Annotated in this window: 12 protein-coding genes and 1 pseudogene; 2 read left to right on the forward strand and 11 right to left on the reverse strand. The window is 62.9% G+C overall.

Translation table 11 applies throughout. The annotated features are described in order from the left end of the window. Positions 1-74: 74 nt before the first annotated feature. From bamA to pyrH, 6 genes are all read right to left on the reverse strand, one after another. Entirely contained in the window at positions 75-2,393 is a 2,319-nt protein-coding gene (bamA, locus tag ACO06F_RS03215; protein WP_421695256.1) for an outer membrane protein assembly factor BamA, read from the reverse strand. Positions 2,394-2,527: 134 nt separating this feature from the next. Beyond that, positions 2,528-3,676 carry an RIP metalloprotease RseP gene (gene rseP / locus ACO06F_RS03220; RefSeq protein ID WP_421695257.1) on the reverse strand — a complete coding sequence of 383 codons (1,149 nt, stop codon included), beginning with the start codon at positions 3,674-3,676 and terminating at the stop codon, positions 2,528-2,530. Between the two features lie 110 nt (positions 3,677-3,786). Further along, entirely contained in the window at positions 3,787-4,635 is an 849-nt protein-coding gene (locus ACO06F_RS03225; protein ID WP_421695258.1) for a phosphatidate cytidylyltransferase, read from the reverse strand. Then, a complete protein-coding gene (locus tag ACO06F_RS03230; protein ID WP_421695259.1) occupies positions 4,635-5,372 on the reverse strand; it encodes an isoprenyl transferase in 738 nt (245 codons plus the stop codon). The genes ACO06F_RS03225 and ACO06F_RS03230 overlap by 1 nt, the downstream gene beginning before the upstream one ends. A gap of 17 nt (positions 5,373-5,389) precedes the next feature. After that, positions 5,390-5,956: a ribosome recycling factor gene (gene frr, locus ACO06F_RS03235; protein ID WP_421695260.1), complete on the reverse strand. Its 567-nt coding sequence runs from the start codon at positions 5,954-5,956 to the stop codon at positions 5,390-5,392. Between the two features lie 4 nt (positions 5,957-5,960). Continuing rightward, complete coding sequence (gene pyrH / locus ACO06F_RS03240; RefSeq protein ID WP_421695261.1) at positions 5,961-6,680, reverse strand: UMP kinase; 720 nt, start codon at positions 6,678-6,680, stop codon at positions 5,961-5,963. 350 nt (positions 6,681-7,030) lie between these two features. On the opposite strand from pyrH, the gene ACO06F_RS03245 reads away from it, so the two are divergent. Next, on the forward strand, positions 7,031-9,235 hold the full coding sequence (locus tag ACO06F_RS03245; RefSeq protein ID WP_421695262.1) for a multicopper oxidase domain-containing protein: 2,205 nt from the start codon (positions 7,031-7,033) through the stop codon (positions 9,233-9,235). Positions 9,236-9,302: 67 nt separating this feature from the next. Then, on the forward strand, positions 9,303-9,770 hold the full coding sequence (locus ACO06F_RS03250) for a hypothetical protein (RefSeq protein ID WP_421695263.1): 468 nt from the start codon (positions 9,303-9,305) through the stop codon (positions 9,768-9,770). Here ACO06F_RS03250 and ACO06F_RS03255 read toward each other — a convergent pair. From ACO06F_RS03255 to ACO06F_RS03275, 5 genes and pseudogenes are all read right to left on the reverse strand, one after another. After that, a complete protein-coding gene (locus ACO06F_RS03255; RefSeq protein WP_421695264.1) occupies positions 9,745-10,791 on the reverse strand; it encodes a linear amide C-N hydrolase in 1,047 nt (348 codons plus the stop codon). The genes ACO06F_RS03250 and ACO06F_RS03255 overlap by 26 nt on opposite strands. Before the next feature lie 139 nt (positions 10,792-10,930). After that, positions 10,931-11,851, reverse strand: coding sequence for a translation elongation factor Ts (tsf, locus tag ACO06F_RS03260; RefSeq protein WP_421695265.1), 921 nt, complete (start codon positions 11,849-11,851; stop codon positions 10,931-10,933). A gap of 107 nt (positions 11,852-11,958) precedes the next feature. Then, positions 11,959-12,708: pseudogene (gene rpsB, locus ACO06F_RS03265) on the reverse strand (30S ribosomal protein S2); the annotation flags it as partial. Between the two features lie 188 nt (positions 12,709-12,896). After that, the gene (locus ACO06F_RS03270) at positions 12,897-13,553 is read right to left on the reverse strand and encodes a class I SAM-dependent methyltransferase (protein ID WP_421695266.1); all 657 of its coding nucleotides are present in this window, start codon (positions 13,551-13,553) and stop codon (positions 12,897-12,899) included. 6 nt (positions 13,554-13,559) lie between these two features. Then, a complete protein-coding gene (locus tag ACO06F_RS03275; RefSeq protein WP_421695267.1) occupies positions 13,560-16,190 on the reverse strand; it encodes a DUF2339 domain-containing protein in 2,631 nt (876 codons plus the stop codon). Positions 16,191-16,267: the final 77 nt, after the last annotated feature.

Genomic DNA, 16,267 nt, shown 5'->3' on the forward strand with positions numbered 1-16,267 from the left:
AACATGCCTCCCAAAAAGTGACGGACGGCCCAAAGGCCGTCCGCTTGTCTCATAAGCCTGCCCGGGGCGCCGGTCTAGAAGGCGGTGCCAACCGAGAAGCGGAACCACTCCGTCTTGTCGTAATCGGTCTTCAGCAGCGGATAGGCTGCCTCGAAGCGGAGCGGGCCGAAGGGCGAAACCCAGATCAGGCCGGCGCCGACGGATGCGCGGAAGGCGGGGCCGTCATAGACCTTACAGTTCTTGGTGGCGCCATACTTACAATCGCCCGTGCCCACGTCTTCCGTCTCGGTTTCAGACCCGAACACGGTGCCGAAGTCACTGAACACTTCACCGGTGATGCCCCACTGTTCGGGGAGGCCCACGGGGAAGGTCATTTCAACGGTGCCGATGGCATAGGTGGTGCCGCCGATCGCGTCCGTGCCGCCGCCGTTGCGGCGCTGGCGCGGGCCAACACCGGCCTGGGCAAAGCCACGGAACGTGTCGGCACCCTTGAAGTAACGGTCCTGCAGGGGCACGTCTTCGCCGAGCGGGATTTCATGGCCGGCATTGCCTTCGAGCTTCAGGACAACGGCATCTTCATACAGCGGCATGAAGTACCAGCCATGAGCTTCGAGGCTGGCGAAATAGACGTCACCCCCGAGCCCCGCCACCTGGCCCTCAAGCTGGCCGCGGAAACCATTGGTCGGGCGCTGCGGATTGTCGAGATTGTCCCAGGTATAGGTGCCTTCCACGAAGGACTTCAGCGACTCGCCCGCGCTCTGGATGACGGCGGGAGACGCACTGTATTTGTCGATGCCGTTCACGTCGCGCCATGTCAGGCCATATTTGAGGCTGATGCCGCTGTCGTCATCCAGGCGGAAGCCGGTGCGCAGCGCGAAGCCCAGAAGCTGGCTGTTGTAGTTCGACTGATCCTGGTTATCGACATTGGTGGCGAAGACATCGAAGCCCGCCATGATCGGCAGCCCCAGGAAATAGGGGTTGGTGAAGCTGAAGTCGATGTTCTGGCGATAGAAGCTCGCCGTGGTGTCGACCTTCACATTGTAGCCCTTGCCGAGGAAGTTCCGCTCCTGCAGCGAGATGGAGCCCACGATGACTTCCGTGGTCGAATAGCCGATCGAGAAGTTGATCGAACCCGTCGACTTTTCTTGGACCTGCACGATCAGCACGATCTTGTCAGGGGCCGAGCCTTCCTCTTCGCGGAAGTCCACCTTGTCGAAATAGTCGAGGGCGGTCAGGCGGCGGCGGGCGCGTTCAACAACCACACGGTTGAAGGCGTCGCCTTCATAGAGCAGCAACTCGCGGCGGATGACTTCATCCTCGGTGCGGTAATTGCCGACGATGTCGATGCGCTCGATGTAGTTCCGCGGGCCTTCGACGATATTGTAAGTGATGTTCAGCGTGTTGTCCGCGGTATTGCGCTGGATATCCGGATTGACGCGGGCGAAGACGAAGCCCTGGCGCGACGCTTCGAGCGTCAGCCGTTCGACCGACCGGTCAACGCGCGTCGAGTCATAATAGTCACCCACACCGGTCTTGACCTGCTCGATCAGATCCTGGGAGTCGAGCTGGGCATCGCCCACATTGACCGCCACATCGGCGATCTTGTAGCGCGGGCCTTCCTCGATCGTGTAGGTGATGGTGAAGCCATTGCCATCGGGGGCCAGCACGGCATCAGCCGAGACCACGCGCACATCCGCGAAGCCGTTGCGGAGGTAATAGCGGCGGAGCAGTTCCTTGTCATATTCCAGGCGGTCGGCGTCGTAATTGTCGTTCTTGTTGAAGAAGCGCCACCAGGAATATTGCTGCGTGCCCACAACCCGCTTCAGCGCACCGTCGCTGAAGGAGGTGTTGCCGACGAATTCAATGTGCTTGACCTTGGTCTCATCGCCCTCGTTGATCTCGAAGACGAGATCGACGCGGTTCTCGGGCAGGCGAATGATCTTGGGCGAAACCTTGACGGAGTAGTAGCCGGCGCGGCGGTAGACCGCGATGATGCGGTTGACGTCGCTCATCACTTTGGCGCGCGTGAACATGGTGCGCTCGCGCAGCTCGACTTCCTTGGCGAGGTCAGTGTCCTTGACCTCCTTGTTGCCTTCGAAGTTCACCTGATTGATCATCGGGTTTTCTTCGACGCGAACTACCAGCGTGCTGCCGCGCATGTTGATCTGCACGTCTGCGAACAGGCCGGTCTGGAACAGGGCCTTTACCGATGCGTCAACCTTGTCAGCATTGACCTGCTCACCACGGCTGATCTGGATGTAAGAAAGGATGGTATCATTCTCGACACGCTGGTTGCCTTCGATGACAACCGACGTCACCGCTTCGGCATAGGCGGCGGAGGGTGCGAAACCAGGCACCGCCATCGGCGCAAACACGCTCAGAGCGAAGGCCAAAACTGCTACGACTACACACTTATAACGCATCAAATGGCCATTTCTTATCGAAAGCCGCCCCAGTAGAATCTTCGCCGCCGAAGCTGGTTTTACCCGCCCGGCCACGCAATGCAAACGAAACTTCCCCACGCTCCTCACCCGCCGATCCACACCGTTGCAACACGGACGAGATCGTTCCAGGTGCCGAGCACCATCAGCATGATCACCAGCGAAAAGCCGACGCGGAATCCCCATTCCTGCGCCTTCTCGCCAACGGGTTTTCCACGGACCGCCTCGATCGCATAGTAAACCAAGTGTCCACCATCCAGCATAGGGATTGGGAAAAGGTTAAGGAGGCCTATACTGACGGAGAGGAAGGCGATGACATTGACGAATTGCCAGAAGCCCATCGAGGCCGCATCGCCCGCAACCTTCGCCATGGCAATGGGCCCGCCCAGCTGATCGGCACTTTCACGCCCGGTCACCAGCTTGCCCAGATAGCGGAAGGTGGAGGACACGATGAACCAGGTGCGCTCAGCCCCCGCTTCCACCGCCTGCACGGGGTTCATCCGCTCATACAGAATGGGGCCTTGCGGATTGCGCTTCACGCCCAGAAGGCCCATGCGGACCTTGCCGCCGAAATTGTCCGGCTCTTCCTTCAGCTGCGGAACGATCTTCACCTCACGCGTCTCGCCGTTCCGCTGCAGCGTAAGGGTGAGTTCCTCACCGGCGCGGTTCACCACCGCGCGCTGAAGATCACCAAAATCGCTGATCTTGCTGCCATCGATCGACAGGATGAGATCGCCCTTCTGCAGGCCCGCCTGTTCGGCGGCACTGCCCGGCTGAATCTCATCAACGCGCGGCTCGATGACGGGTGAGCCCACCAGCATGAAGGCGGCCGAGAAGATGGCAATGGCGAGAATGAAATTGGCGATGGGGCCTGCCGCCACCACGGCGGCGCGCTTCCACACGGATTTGCCATGGAAATTGCCGGGATCCGACTTGGCGCGTTCCAGCGCCTCGGCGTCCGGCAGGCTTGCCGCATTGGCATCGCCCCGGAACTTCACATAGCCGCCCAGCGGGATCCACGCCACTTTCCAGCGCGTGCCATGCTTGTCATACCAGCCGAAGATTTCCTTGCCGAAGCCAATGGAGAAGGCCTCAACGTCAACCCCGCACCAGCGGGCGACAAGGAAATGGCCAAGCTCGTGAATGAACACGATGATGGTGAGGGCCACAAGAAACGGCAGGGCGTAAAATACCCCTGTGTTCAGCGGCAGATGCAGAGCATTCAGCAAGTTCATTCAAAGACTTCCCCGGCCAATGGAAGGGCCGTTGTTTTCAACGTTGAGACCCACCGCGACCAAGGGCCCAAGACACGGGAGCAATACGGCAAGATTTCGGCGAAATCAGGTCACCAGACCAGTATTCCGGCTCCGGCGTGTTCCACCCCCGCCCTCAGCGCTCCGATGAGCGCGGCTGCGGCGGCCACGGCAACCAGACCGTCCACCCGGTCGATGACCCCACCATGACCGGGGATGAGCCGGCCCGAATCCTTCACGCCGTAGTAGCGTTTCATGGCCGATTTGAACAGGTCTCCGCCCTGTTCCACAATCGCCAGCAAGCCTCCCGCCAGAACCAGGATCCAGAGGGCCGGAAGCCCCATCACGGCACCGACGCCGAAGGCTGCCAGCGCGCTGCCCGCCATGGCGCCACCCATGCCGGCCCAGGTTTTCTTCGGGCTGATGCGCGGCGCGAGCTTGGGGCCGCCGATGATGCGGCCTGCGAAATAGGCAAGCGTATCAGCTGCCCAGACGCTGAGCATGACCAGGAGAATGGCCGCCACGCCATAGTCCGGATCATCCCGCAGCACGATGAGCGCGAGGGGCGGGAGGGAGACATAGGGAACGCCCAGATAGCGCCAGGCTGGCCCGCCCGGCTGCTCGCGCGCGGCGGCGAGTGCTGAAAACAGCGCCAGGATGGCAATGGCCGTCAGGGTTCCGGCGAGACCCACATCTTTGAGCAGTAGGGCCCCGCACATGGCGCCTGCGGCATGAAGGGCGAACTGCAAGGGGTTGCCGCCATGGACGATGGTGACCCATTCCAGCGCCATAAGAATGCCGATCAGCGCCACGAAGAGGTGGAACCAGATGCCGCCTGCCCAGACATCCGCCAGCACGGCAGGGATCAGCACAGCGGCCGAGAGCGCCCGGACGCCGAGATCGCCCCATTTGGAGGCCGCCTGGGGCGCTTCCTGGCTCATCAAGCGGTTTGCGCCTTGAGGCCACCGAAGCGCCTGTCCCGCAGGCGATAGGTTTCGATGGCCTGGCGCAACCGCTCCCCGTCGAATTCGGGCCAGTAATCCGGCATGAACACAAATTCCGTGTAGGCGCATTGCCACAGCAGATAGTTGGAGAGGCGCTGCTCGCCCCCGGTGCGGATCAGCAGGTCCGGTTCCGGCAGACCGCCCGTATCCAGGTGATTGCCGATCACCGAGGGGGTGATGTCTTCCGGCGAAATCTTGCCCTCCGCCACTTTGCGGGCCAGCGCCTGGACGGCGCGGGTGATTTCCTGACGGCTGCCATAATTGAAGGCGATGACCAGCTTGAGGCCAGTATTCTCCCGGGTGAGGACTTCGGCTTCCTCAAACATGGTACGAAGCGTGGGGTCGAGGCCCGCACGATCCCCGATGATCATGATGCGGACGCCCGATTGATGGAGCTCCGCCACATCGGTCCTGATGAAGCGCCGGAGAAGCTCGAGCAGAAACCGCACCTCCGCCTGGGGGCGGGACCAGTTTTCCGAGCTGAAAGAGTAGAGGGTGAGGACGGAAATCCCCATGTCCGATGCGGCCCGCGTCGTCCGGCGCAATGCCTCCACCCCCTGCCGGTGGCCGACGGAGCGGGGCTGCCCGCGCTGCGTGGCCCAGCGGCCGTTGCCATCCATGATGATGGCCACGTGCCGCGGTGCGCCGTCGACGTTCAAAATGCCGGGTGACATTGGCTTTGCGATCTGCCTCAGACCTGCAGGATCTCTTGTTCCTTGTGCCTGACGACCTGGTCGATCTCCTTGATCGTATCATCCGTCATCTTCTGCACCTCTTCGGCCTTTTTCTTGTGGTCGTCTTCGCTCATCAGGTGAGCCTTTTCGAGCTGCTTCAGATGGTCCATCCCGTCACGGCGCACATTGCGCACGGCAATACGGGCCTTTTCGGCATATTGATGCGCAACCTTGACCAGTTCCTTGCGGCGGTCCTGCGTGAGGTCCGGCATGCGAAGCCGGATCACCTGGCCTTCCGTCTGCGGGTTCAGCCCCAGGTTCGAGGCGCGGATGGCCTTTTCAACCGCAATCACCAGCCCCCTGTCCCACACACTGATCTGCAGCATGCGGGGTTCGGGAACCGAAATCGAGGCCACCTGCGCTATGGGCATGTTGGCGCCATAGGCATCCACATGGAGGGGCTCGAGCAGGCTGGCTGACGCCCGGCCGGTTCGCAAGCCCCCGAAATCATGTTTCAGCGCCTCGATGGCGCCAAGCATGCGGCGCTTCAGGTCCTGTGCGTCGAAATCGGGGGGTGGGGCCATGGAATCAATCCTTCGTCACTGTGGTAAACAGCCCGCCGCCGTTGACCACTTCGACCACGGCGCCGGGCTTCCTGATGGAGAACACAACTACCGGAATCCCGTTATCCCGCGCAAGGGCAATGGCGGCGGGATCCATGATGCGCAAATCCTTGGACAAAATCTCGCTAAAGGTGATCCTGTCATAGCGTTTTGCGGAAGGATCGTTCTTGGGGTCCGCCGAATAGACACCGTCAACGCTGGTGCCCTTGAACAACGCTTGGCAATTGAGCTCCGCCGCCCGGAGTGCCGCCCCCGTATCGGTGGTGAAAAAGGGCAATCCCGTTCCCGCCGCACAGATGATGACCCGGCCCTTGTCCAGATGGTGGATGCCCTTGGCGCGCGAATAGGTTTCGCAGATGGTGGGCATGGCGATCGCTGAGAGAACCCGCGCGTCCATGCCCTTGCGGCTCAGCACGCCCTGCATGGCAAGCGCGTTCATGACCGTGGCCATGATGCCCATGTGGTCTGCCGAGACCCGGTCCATGCCCTTGGCCGCACCTGCAAGGCCGCGGAAGATGTTTCCGCCGCCGATGACCAGCGCGAGCTCGATCCCTTCCGCGGCGCAAGCCAGCACCTCATCGGCAAGGCGGCCCACCGTGTCGAGATCGATGCCATAGGGCTGCTGGCCCATCAGGACCTCGCCTGAAAGCTTGAGAAGGATGCGCTTGTATCTGGGGGAGGACATGGGAACCGGATCCATTTCTGGCGAACAACCCTCTTTAGGTGGCGAAAACCGATTCGTCACAGCTCCGCCGCAACGTGGACTTTCCGCTGGCCCTGCCCCCGCGGGGCCAAACCCAATCACTAGCACGCCGGGGTTGCGGACAAAATGGGCAAATCCTGCTGCACCGGAGCGGGGCGCGGCATTCCCAGATGTTCCGGCGGTGGCTGCAAACCAGACTTGCAGTTTGACGTCATAAGTTTGTCATTAATTATCCCGCTATTTACTTCACTCAAATTCCAAATTAATTCCTGTGGGCAGATACTGAGTCCCGTTCCGCCCGGCGATGGCGCGGATTTTCGAAGGAAAAACTCATGCGTGTGAAGCGGCTTCCCTGGATGTGCGCGGCGGCTGTCTTCGCCGGATTGATGGCGCCGGCAGCCTCGCTTGCCGCCAGCTTCATGGAACCTCCCGTGTTTGCCAGCAAGCAGGGCGTGCTCGACATTCTGATGATCGCCAAGGCGAAGCCGGTTTCCGCCATCAGCTTCAAGCCGCCCGGCGTGCAGCAGCCGATCAACCCAACCGGCTGGGTCTATGAAATCTGCTATCGAAACGTGGCGGTGGGCGACCGCTGCCCTGCCGCCGGCATTGGCACCTCCTCCGAATTCGGAGGCATCAGGCTGGCACTGCAGCCGGGTGACAAGCTGAAGGTTCGGCTCATCAACAAGCTGCCGCCGCAGGACCCCGCCAAGGTGGTGCATTTCTGGAACCTCACGGATGAGAACCCCGTGCCCGATCCTGATGGCGCAAACCTGCCGCTGAGCCCCACCAACCTGCACACCCACGGGCTGGTGGTGCAGGCCCGGGCGGCGACGCTCAGCAACCCGACCTGGGGCGACAACATCTATGTAACGCTCTACAATCCCGCCAATGGCAAGCCAGTCGAGCAGATGCATGGGCATGGCGCCGTCGTCACGTCTGGCGTGCTTGATTATGTGATCGACATTCCGAAGAATGAGCCATCGGGTGCCGACTGGTTCCACCCCCATGTTCATGGCGTGACGGCGGACAGCCTGTCATCCGGGCTTTCCGGCATCATCAGCATCGGCAAGGCCGGAACCTATGTGAGTGACGGAAAGACGCCCTTTCCGGAATCGCAAGTCCGGAACATCATCCTGAAGGACATCCAGGTGCTGGCCGCGGGCACCATCGGCTTCCAGCAGGGCCTCAACAACACCATGCTGCCCGTCACCAATGGCGAGGTGCTGGATGACCAGCAGGACCCGCAATTCTGCGCGCAATATCCGAAATCAGGCGAAAAGCGCGAGGGGAGCTGCCCCGGTGTCAACAACACATCCTCGGGCGGCAACAATTATACGAACGGGGTGTGGTACTTCCCCGTCAGCGGTGTGATCTACCCCACCATCGCCGTCAACAAGCCCAAGGGGGAGCTGTGGCGCATCACCAACACCAGCGCCAGCGCAAGTTACAAGCTGGAGCTCGACAACAATATCGCCAGGACGCCGATGCTGATGCAGCTGATCGCCATTGATGGCGTGAGCATCAGCATTCCCACCGGCACATCGCTTGAGGACCGGGTGAAGCTCGGGGGCGCGCGCGTCACCGTGGTGCCCTGCCCCGGCAAGACGCCGGCAGGCTTTCCGGAGCCAATCTGCATCAAGGATATCGTGATGCTGCCGGGCGCGCGCGCCGAAGTGTGGGTGACCTACCGCGATCAAAACGGCAAGATCGTGAAGCCGCCGTCCAGCGCCTCCGCCACCTTGCGCTCGGTTGGCATCACGACCGGGGATTCCGGCGTGGGCGACCCATGGCCCTATGTGGACTTGGCCGCGGTGACCTTCAGCGGCACCTATACGGACTCGACACTGGTGTCGCTCAAGCTCGCGGGTGAAGCGCTGGCGGCGAACAAGCCCGAGGGGATTTTCGCGGCGAAAGTTCCCTATGCGAAGCCCGCAGCCCTCCCGCCCGGCTGCGCCGCCTTGCCGCCCGGCCACCACCGCCGCATTTTCTTCGGCCTCGTCGATGTGACCAATCCCAATATCTTTGGCCTCGGCTATGAAGAGCTGGATGAGCACGGAGTCCCGGTGCCGGGAACGGCACAGCCCGTCACCGCTTTCGACCCGATGAACAGCTTCATCTGCCTGCCGCTCGGGGCGGGCCAGATGCCGGTGCGCGAAACATGGGAGCTTGTGAACCTCGCCACGGAGAACCACAATTTTCATATTCACCAGACGCGCTTCCGCGCCATCGACCCCAGCAAGGGTGCCGGCTCTCCGTTGTCGCCCACGCTTGACCGGAACGTGGGTGCGGGCGTGCTGGAAGACATGACGACGCTGCAGATCGCGCACCCCATTCCCGCCGTGGCAAAGACGGTGGCGAATGACCAAAATGGCTATTGCACCATCCAGCAGTGGCATGACGGGAAGTGCCTCAACCCGCCCGCCATTGTGGACATCCCCTTCGCGGAGACGGGTGATTTCGTCTACCACTGCCACATCCTCGCCCATGAGGACGGAGGCATGATGGCGAAGATTTCAGTGGTGCCCGCACCCCGCTGACCGGTCCGCTTGCGGAACAACTCTGCCCGGTGCAGATTACAGCCACTCCTGTACCAGGAGATGTGCCGTGCCGTCCGGGCTTCGTTTTTCCTACAGCCAGATCATCCTCGCGGGCGGTGATGGTGATGTTTCAGCAGCCGACCTCATCGACTGGGTGCTGCCGGTCCTCTCCAGTCTTCCGCGCGAGATGTGGTTCGGCTGCGAAATCTTGGCCGCGAGCCGCGGTTGCCTGACGGCACGCATCAGAAGCGGCGGGAGACCTTCCCATCTCGCCCTGTGTTGCACCGTGCCCCGCGGCACGGCGCAGAAACTGCGGCGCATCCTGCCCGCACCCCCGCCGTTTGCCCTGATCCTGCTCAACGCGCATGCACCACAGGTAATGGCGCTGCTTGATGGCATGGCGCGATGGCTCAGCCAGTTCGAGGTGGATGATCCGCTGCCCGCACCCTTGATCGCCCTGATGAAGGCGCTGGGCGGGCAGCGGGGTCACCCCGGCGTGAGGACGGCGCTTACGACTTGGGCGCCAGGAACTTGAAGGGCTCCGCTGGCTTGAAGTCCTTCGAGACTTCGCCGCTGAGGTAAGGCGTGCCCTGCAGATCGAGCTTCAACGCGGAAGAACCTGCCTTCAGATCCAGCTTGTCGAGATCGACCCAGAAAACCGACGGCGTGTGCACATTGTCGAAGAAATAGCGCTTGGCGTTGATATCCGCCGCGGTGCGCCAGCGCGTGGAGGCGATGTTCGGCAGCTTCGGATCCTGAATGCCGAGCGGCACGGAGATGGAGCGCATGAGCGACAGGACTTCGGCCATCGCCGTTGCTTCATCCTTTTCCGCGGGCACGGCATTGAGCATCCAGCTCATGCGGGCGAAACGGTCTGCCGCGCGGCTGGTGCCGGGCAGGAAGTTCGATCCGCCCACCGTATCCCAATAGGTGGAGATCGCCAGCTGCTGTTCGAACACGGGAGAGTTCGTCATCACCGTGTATTTCTTGCTGTGATGGATCGTCAGCTTGCCGTCGATATATTCAAAGATTGCTGAATCGCCGGTCTTGTCCGCCAGTGCCAGATGGCCTGCGGCAGCTGCGCCATTGGGCAACACGGGGGCCACCAGCGCGAAGGGCTCCTTCGACAGCGCATCGACGGCTTCCTGAACGGTTGCATAATTGTCGAGCGCATATTGCAGCCAGCCGCCGATCGAAAGGAGCGGCTTGCCGCTGGCCTTGGCATCGCCGTAGGAGCTTTCCGCCAGGTAGAGCACGTTGCCGGTGAGGCCGGCATCATTCATGCCGTCAACCGTGGCCACATTGTAGAAGCCGGCGCCGATTGAAGAATATTTGGACGTCCAGGTGATGGAGCCCTCGCCCACGCCACCGTCGCGCTTCATCTCCGGCGGGAACGCCCAGAGATCGGTGCCGGTCTCTTCCGCCCAATCCATCGACCGCCCCACATAAAAGGCGTTCTCGGCGCCACTGTAGAGGATGCGCGTGCAAGCATCCGCCACGGGAATGGCCAAGGCTGCCGTGGCAAGTGCAGCCAGGGCGGTGAGGGATTTGCGCATGATGAACTCCGTGTGTTGGAAGCGTTCACTTCAGCACGCTTCGCGGGGCGGCGTCCATACGGAGATTCCCCAAGGCAGCACATCAAATGAAGAGGGGCCCCGTTTCCGGAGCCCCACTCTCTCAGAAATGCCGCGCCGCTTACTGGCCGGACATCTTGGCGACTTCGGCGGCGAAGTCGTCTTCCTTCTTCTCGATGCCCTCACCCAGCTGCATGCGCACGAAGCCCACGAGCTTTACGTCGGCGCCTGCCGCCTTTGCGGCATCGGCCACGGCCTGGGTCACGGTCTTCGCGCCATCATGCACATAAGCCTGCTCGAGGAGGCAGTTCTCCTTGGCGAAGGTCTTGAGGCCCGAGGCCACGATCTTCTCCAGCACATTGGCGGGCTTGCCGGCGTTCTTCTCCTCGAGGATCGCGGACTCGCGCGCCAGCACTTCGGGGGGCACCTGATCAAGCGTGAGCGCCACCGGGTTGGTGGCGGCGACATGCATGGCCAGCATGCGGCCAAACTCTGCGAGCGTTGCCTTGCTGCCCGTCGACTCGAGCGCCACGATGACGCCGATCTTGCCCGCACCCGGCGCGATCTGGTTATGGACGTAAGATCCGATCACGCCATCCTTGACGGTCAAGGCCGCGGTGCGGCGCACCGTCATGTTCTCACCGATGGCAGCAACCATCTCGGCCACATATTCCGCAACCGCGTGCGGCGAACCCGGCATGTGCATGGTCTTGAGCTTTTCCGAGTCGCCTTCCGCCTTGAGGGCGAGCTTCGAAATCTCGGCGACCATGGCCTGGAACTTCTCGTTCCGGGCGACGAAGTCGGTTTCCGAATTGACCTCGACCACCGCACCCGTATTGCCATCAACGGCAACGGCAACGAGGCCTTCGGCGGCGACGCGCGTCGACTTCTTGGCGGCCTTGGCAAGGCCCTTGGCGCGCAGCCAGTCGACAGCGGCTTCCATGTCGCCATTGGTGGCAGCGAGCGCTGCCTTGCAGTCCATCATGCCCACGCCGGTCTTCTCGCGCAGGTCCTTCACCATCGCAGCCGTGATGTCGGCCATGTTGTACCTCATGTGAATTTGAAACTATGGGGCCTGCCGGTTTCATGCGGCAGGCCCCGTGACGATTGGATGACGGCGCGGGGCGCCAGTCCTCAGGCCGATCAGGCGGCCGGCACTTCCTCAGGCAGCGGCTCCTCGGCGGCGCCGATGTCCACGCCCGAACCCGACTGGGCGAGCGAGATGCCTTCGATGCAGGCGCGGCTGATGAGATCGCAGTAGAGAGCGACCGCACGGCCCGCATCGTCATTGCCCGGGATCGGGAAGGTGACGCCAGCAGGGTCCGAGTTGGTGTCGATCACGGCGATCACCGGAATTCCAAGACGGTTGGCTTCCTTGATGGCGATCTGCTCCTTGTTGGTGTCGATCACAAACAGGAGGTCAGGGACGCCGCCCATGTCCTTGATGCCGCCCAACGCCTTGTCGAGCTTTTCCTTGGAGCGGGTCAGCTCAAGCATTTCGCGCTTGGTGAGGCCGGAATTCTCGCGGCCCAGCGTGTCATCAACGGTGCGCAGCGTCTTGATCGAGTGCGAGATGGTCTTCCAGTTGGTGAGCGTGCCGCCCAGCCAGCGGGAATTCACATAATACTGAGCTGACCGCTTGGCCGCATCCGCCACCTGCTCCGCCGCCGAGCGCTTGGTGCCGACGAACAGCACGCGGCCGCCCTTGGCCACCGTGTCCGCCACGGCGAGCAGCGCCTGGTGAAGCAAGGGAACCGTCTGCGACAGGTCAATGATGTGAATGCCGTTGCGGCTTCCGTAGATGTAGTTGCGCATCTTCGGGTTCCAGCGGTGGGTCTGGTGGCCGAAATGCACGCCAGCTTCGAGGAGCTGGCGCATGGTGAAATCAGGCAATGCCATGCGGTAGAAGTCCTTTTCCGGTTGATCCGCCGCGGAGCTAAGTGACCGGGAAATCCCGGCACCGGATGGATCTGGCACTATGTGGAGGCTTTGAACCTCGTGTGCCGGAGCCTGACCCCGCGTGTGAGTTGCAGTTAACGGGGCGGGCTATAGACCGTCAGGCAGCGGAAAGCAAGTGTCTGGCCCCATTAGGCCTTCTGCGCCATGGTGAGGCCGTCGCAGAGCGGAAGCAGACAGATCTCGACACGCTGGTCCGCCAGTATCTTGGCGTTCAAACTTCGGATGGCGTTGGTGTCCGCATCCTGCTTCTTGGGATCGGCCACGTCCCCGTCCCACAGCGTGTTGTCGACGAGGATCAGGCCGCCGGGGCGGAGGAGCTTGAGTGAGCCTTCATAATAGCTGTCATAGCCCGTCTTGTCGGCGTCGATGAAGGCGAGGTCGAAGTGGCCAGCCTCACCGCCATCCAGCAGGCGCTTGATAACGGCCGTGCCGCCGTCGAGGTGGAGGTCCATGAGCTCCGCCACGCCGGCCCTGGCCCAGAAGCGCCGCGCAATGTCCGTATACTCCCGGGAGACATCCGCGCAGGTGATGTGCTCCGCTCCGGCGAGCGCCATGGCGAGTGAAGAATAGCCGGTGAAAGTGCCGAATTCGATCACCTTACGTGCCCCCATGAGCTTGACGATCAACCCCATGAAGGCCCCCTGCTCCGGCCCGATCTGCATGCCTGCCGCGCTGCCGAGACTGGCCGTCTCCTGCCGCAGTTCCGCCAGGACCGGCGGTTCACGATAGGCGTGGGCCGCGTAGTAGGTTTCAAGCGCGCCGCTGAGTCCCAGTGTCTTTCCCATCGCCGTTCACTCCTTTGCTGTGGCGGCGTTTCCGCGGCGCACGAAATGCTGGTACAGCCAGCCAATGCCGACCAGGCAGAGGCCCAGCCCCACGAAGCTCGCGATGCGGAGCAGGCCTTCGAGATTGGACATATCCCCGATGAAGACCTTCAGCACAACGAGCGCCAGAACGGCAAGTCCCGCCAGCCGCACCGGCTGCCTGCCGAGCCTGATGCCCGCCACGAAGAGGGCCAGCGCGAAGACCAGCCACACGGCGGAATAGGCATAATTCTCCGCCAGGGACTGGGGCCAGGCCGTCAGCAGCATGCCCTGGAAGATGCGCTTGGTTTCGATGGTGATATAGGCAAAGAGCAGGACGAGAGCGAGCACATAGGCCGCGGGCCGCGCCTCCTGCCAGCCGATGACATCAAGCCGCCGCGCGATCAGGATGATGAGCGGCACGGGTGCGAGATAGGCCAGCAGCAGCGCATTGAACACGAGGCCCCCCGGCACAGGCTCGCCTGTGAACACGGGGTTGAGCGCGGTGAGGCTCAAGCCCACCACCGCCAGGGCGGAGACGAGCAACAGGAGGCGCGCACCCCAGGTGGCAATGACGGAGGAGAACAGCCGCTGCCGGTGCATGAGGCCATAGGCAGCACCCGCCCAGGTGAGGATATGCGCCGCCATCTCCAGGAACTGCGGATTGTCATAGCTGATGCCGCCCGCGATCAGCACGCGGAGTTCAAGCGAAATGAGAGAGATTGCCAGACCGAGGCTCATCCCCTCCAGCGCCATGGCGGAGCGCGTGTGGCCGGTCCGCTGCAGGGCCTTTGCCCCCAGCAGGAAGAGAATGGCGGGAACGCCATAGCCATAAAGCACCCAGTGGTCGCCCCAAGGCAGGCCCTTGTCATCCAGCCATAATTCGCGTGACAGGAATAGACGCAGCGTGGCGAGCGTTGCCACGGCGGCCGCCACCGGCCCCAGAAGCCGCGGCTTGAGGAGCCCCGATAGCAGTGCAAGCACGAACGCGAGCGCCGCGATCTCGAGGGTGAGCCAGATGCCATCGTGCAGCTGATCGGCGCTCATCACCAGCAAGGCCGCGGCCGCCGCGATCAGAAGCCCAGCGCCGAGATCGTCTCCCTCCTGGCGGCGGCTCCACAGCGCGCTGGCCAGCAGCAGCACCACGGCCGTTCCGCCGGCAAGCCAGGCCCAGCTCATGGGCGTCAACAGAAAATCGGCGCGGGCCCAGGCCCCGAAGACATAGAGGAAGGCCGCACCGCCGCCGAGCGCGCCCCACACGCGCTTCCGGGGCCGGAGGAGAACACCCGCGATCCCCGCGGCGGTGAAGGCGCTGCCCGCCCCCAGCATCCATTGCAGGAAGCGCTGCGACTCCGGGCCGAAACTGCTGCTCCAGCTTTGCAGGCCATATTCATCGAGCGTCAGCGCGTGGAAGGCAGCCTCCCGCCAGATGCCGAGAACACCGAGCATCACCAGGCCCGCCACCGGTGCAAGAAGCGCAAGGCCATGTCTAATCCAGGCGAAGAGGACCGCCAGCAGAAGACCTGCTGCCAGAAGAGATAGCCCCAGCGTGGAATGATCCGTGCGCAGGGCGAGCAGCACGAGCACTGCCACGCCCGCCCCCTGGCCCGCAGCGGCCAGGGCAAGTGCTGGCGTCTGCGCGGGCTCATCTTCCGCCGCGTTGCTCAAGATCCGCGGACCTTGGAGCGCGAACATGGTGATCAGGCCGAGCAGGATGGCGGAGAGGCCGATGGGCCAGAGATCCGCCGTCTGGAAGGGCCCGCTGATCCACAGCATGCTCCACAGCAATGTGCCGGCAATCGCCGCATATCCCAGCCACCACCAGCGGCGCCCCCGCAGCGTGAGGAAAGAGAACAGCAGGATGATGAGCAGATAGGGAAAGAAGCTCCAGGCCGAAGGATCGGTTGCGGGGATGAGCGCGGGCGTACCGTAGGAGCCGATGAGGCCCAGAGCCGCGATGAAGGTCCCGAGGCGGCGGGACAGAACCAGTCCACCGATGCCGACTGCCGCGAGCCCCAGGAAGGCGGCACGCGGATCGATGAGGGTGTAGAGCGCATAGGCCGCGTAGATGGCACCAAAGAGAACGGCGAGGCCCGCAGCCGCCAGTGCGGCCGGCACGTAATCGGGAGGCTGACCCTCCTCCGCCTCCGCGCGGCGGCCAAGCCAGAGCCCCGCTGCCACCAGGATGAAGCCTGCTGCCAGGGCCAGAATGATCTGCAGGGGCGGCGATATCAGGTCATTGTCATAGGCATATTTGACGAAGAGCAACCCGCCAATGGCAATCGCCAGGCCGCCGATCCACACGAACCAGCGCCCGGCGAGGGCCTGCTCCATGTCCGGCCTGGGCGGCGGCGCTGAGACCTCTGCAGCGGGCTCCACAGGGGCCGCCGGGGCGGGTTCGGGCGCAGTGGCGGCGGCAGGGCCCCAGTTGCCGGGCAGTGGCGCCGGAGCGGCGGGTGCTATGGAGGCCACCTCGGGTACCACCCGTTGGTCAGGCGTGCCGGACTTCAGCTTGTCGATTTCGGCCTTCAGAAGGAAATTGGCGGTCTGGAGCTTGGCCGTGCGGTTGAGGGCGACCAGGGCCATGATGAAGGTCACGACCGCAATCAGCAATGCCATTCCGTCCATGTCCGAAGTCCCCCGCCTGTGCCCAAGTCTACACGGTTGCATGCGGAATCCGAAACTGGGAAAAGGCG

The organism is Aestuariivirga sp., assembly GCF_965227715.1.
In the GTDB taxonomy this organism is placed as follows: domain Bacteria; phylum Pseudomonadota; class Alphaproteobacteria; order Rhizobiales; family Aestuariivirgaceae; genus Aestuariivirga.

Coding starts and splice junctions, on each gene's coding strand:
- rseP (WP_421695257.1), bottom strand. CDS start 3,676: ATGAACTTGCTGAATGCTCTGCATCTGCCGCTGAACACAGGGGTATTT.
- ACO06F_RS03225 (WP_421695258.1), bottom strand. CDS start 4,635: ATGAGCCAGGAAGCGCCCCAGGCGGCCTCCAAATGGGGCGATCTCGGC.
- ACO06F_RS03230 (WP_421695259.1), bottom strand. CDS start 5,372: ATGTCACCCGGCATTTTGAACGTCGACGGCGCACCGCGGCACGTGGCC.
- frr (WP_421695260.1), bottom strand. CDS start 5,956: ATGGCCCCACCCCCCGATTTCGACGCACAGGACCTGAAGCGCCGCATG.
- pyrH (WP_421695261.1), bottom strand. CDS start 6,680: ATGTCCTCCCCCAGATACAAGCGCATCCTTCTCAAGCTTTCAGGCGAG.
- ACO06F_RS03245 (WP_421695262.1), top strand. CDS start 7,031: ATGCGTGTGAAGCGGCTTCCCTGGATGTGCGCGGCGGCTGTCTTCGCC.
- ACO06F_RS03255 (WP_421695264.1), bottom strand. CDS start 10,791: ATGCGCAAATCCCTCACCGCCCTGGCTGCACTTGCCACGGCAGCCTTG.
- tsf (WP_421695265.1), bottom strand. CDS start 11,851: ATGGCCGACATCACGGCTGCGATGGTGAAGGACCTGCGCGAGAAGACC.
- ACO06F_RS03270 (WP_421695266.1), bottom strand. CDS start 13,553: ATGGGAAAGACACTGGGACTCAGCGGCGCGCTTGAAACCTACTACGCG.
- ACO06F_RS03275 (WP_421695267.1), bottom strand. CDS start 16,190: ATGGCATTGCTGATTGCGGTCGTGACCTTCATCATGGCCCTGGTCGCC.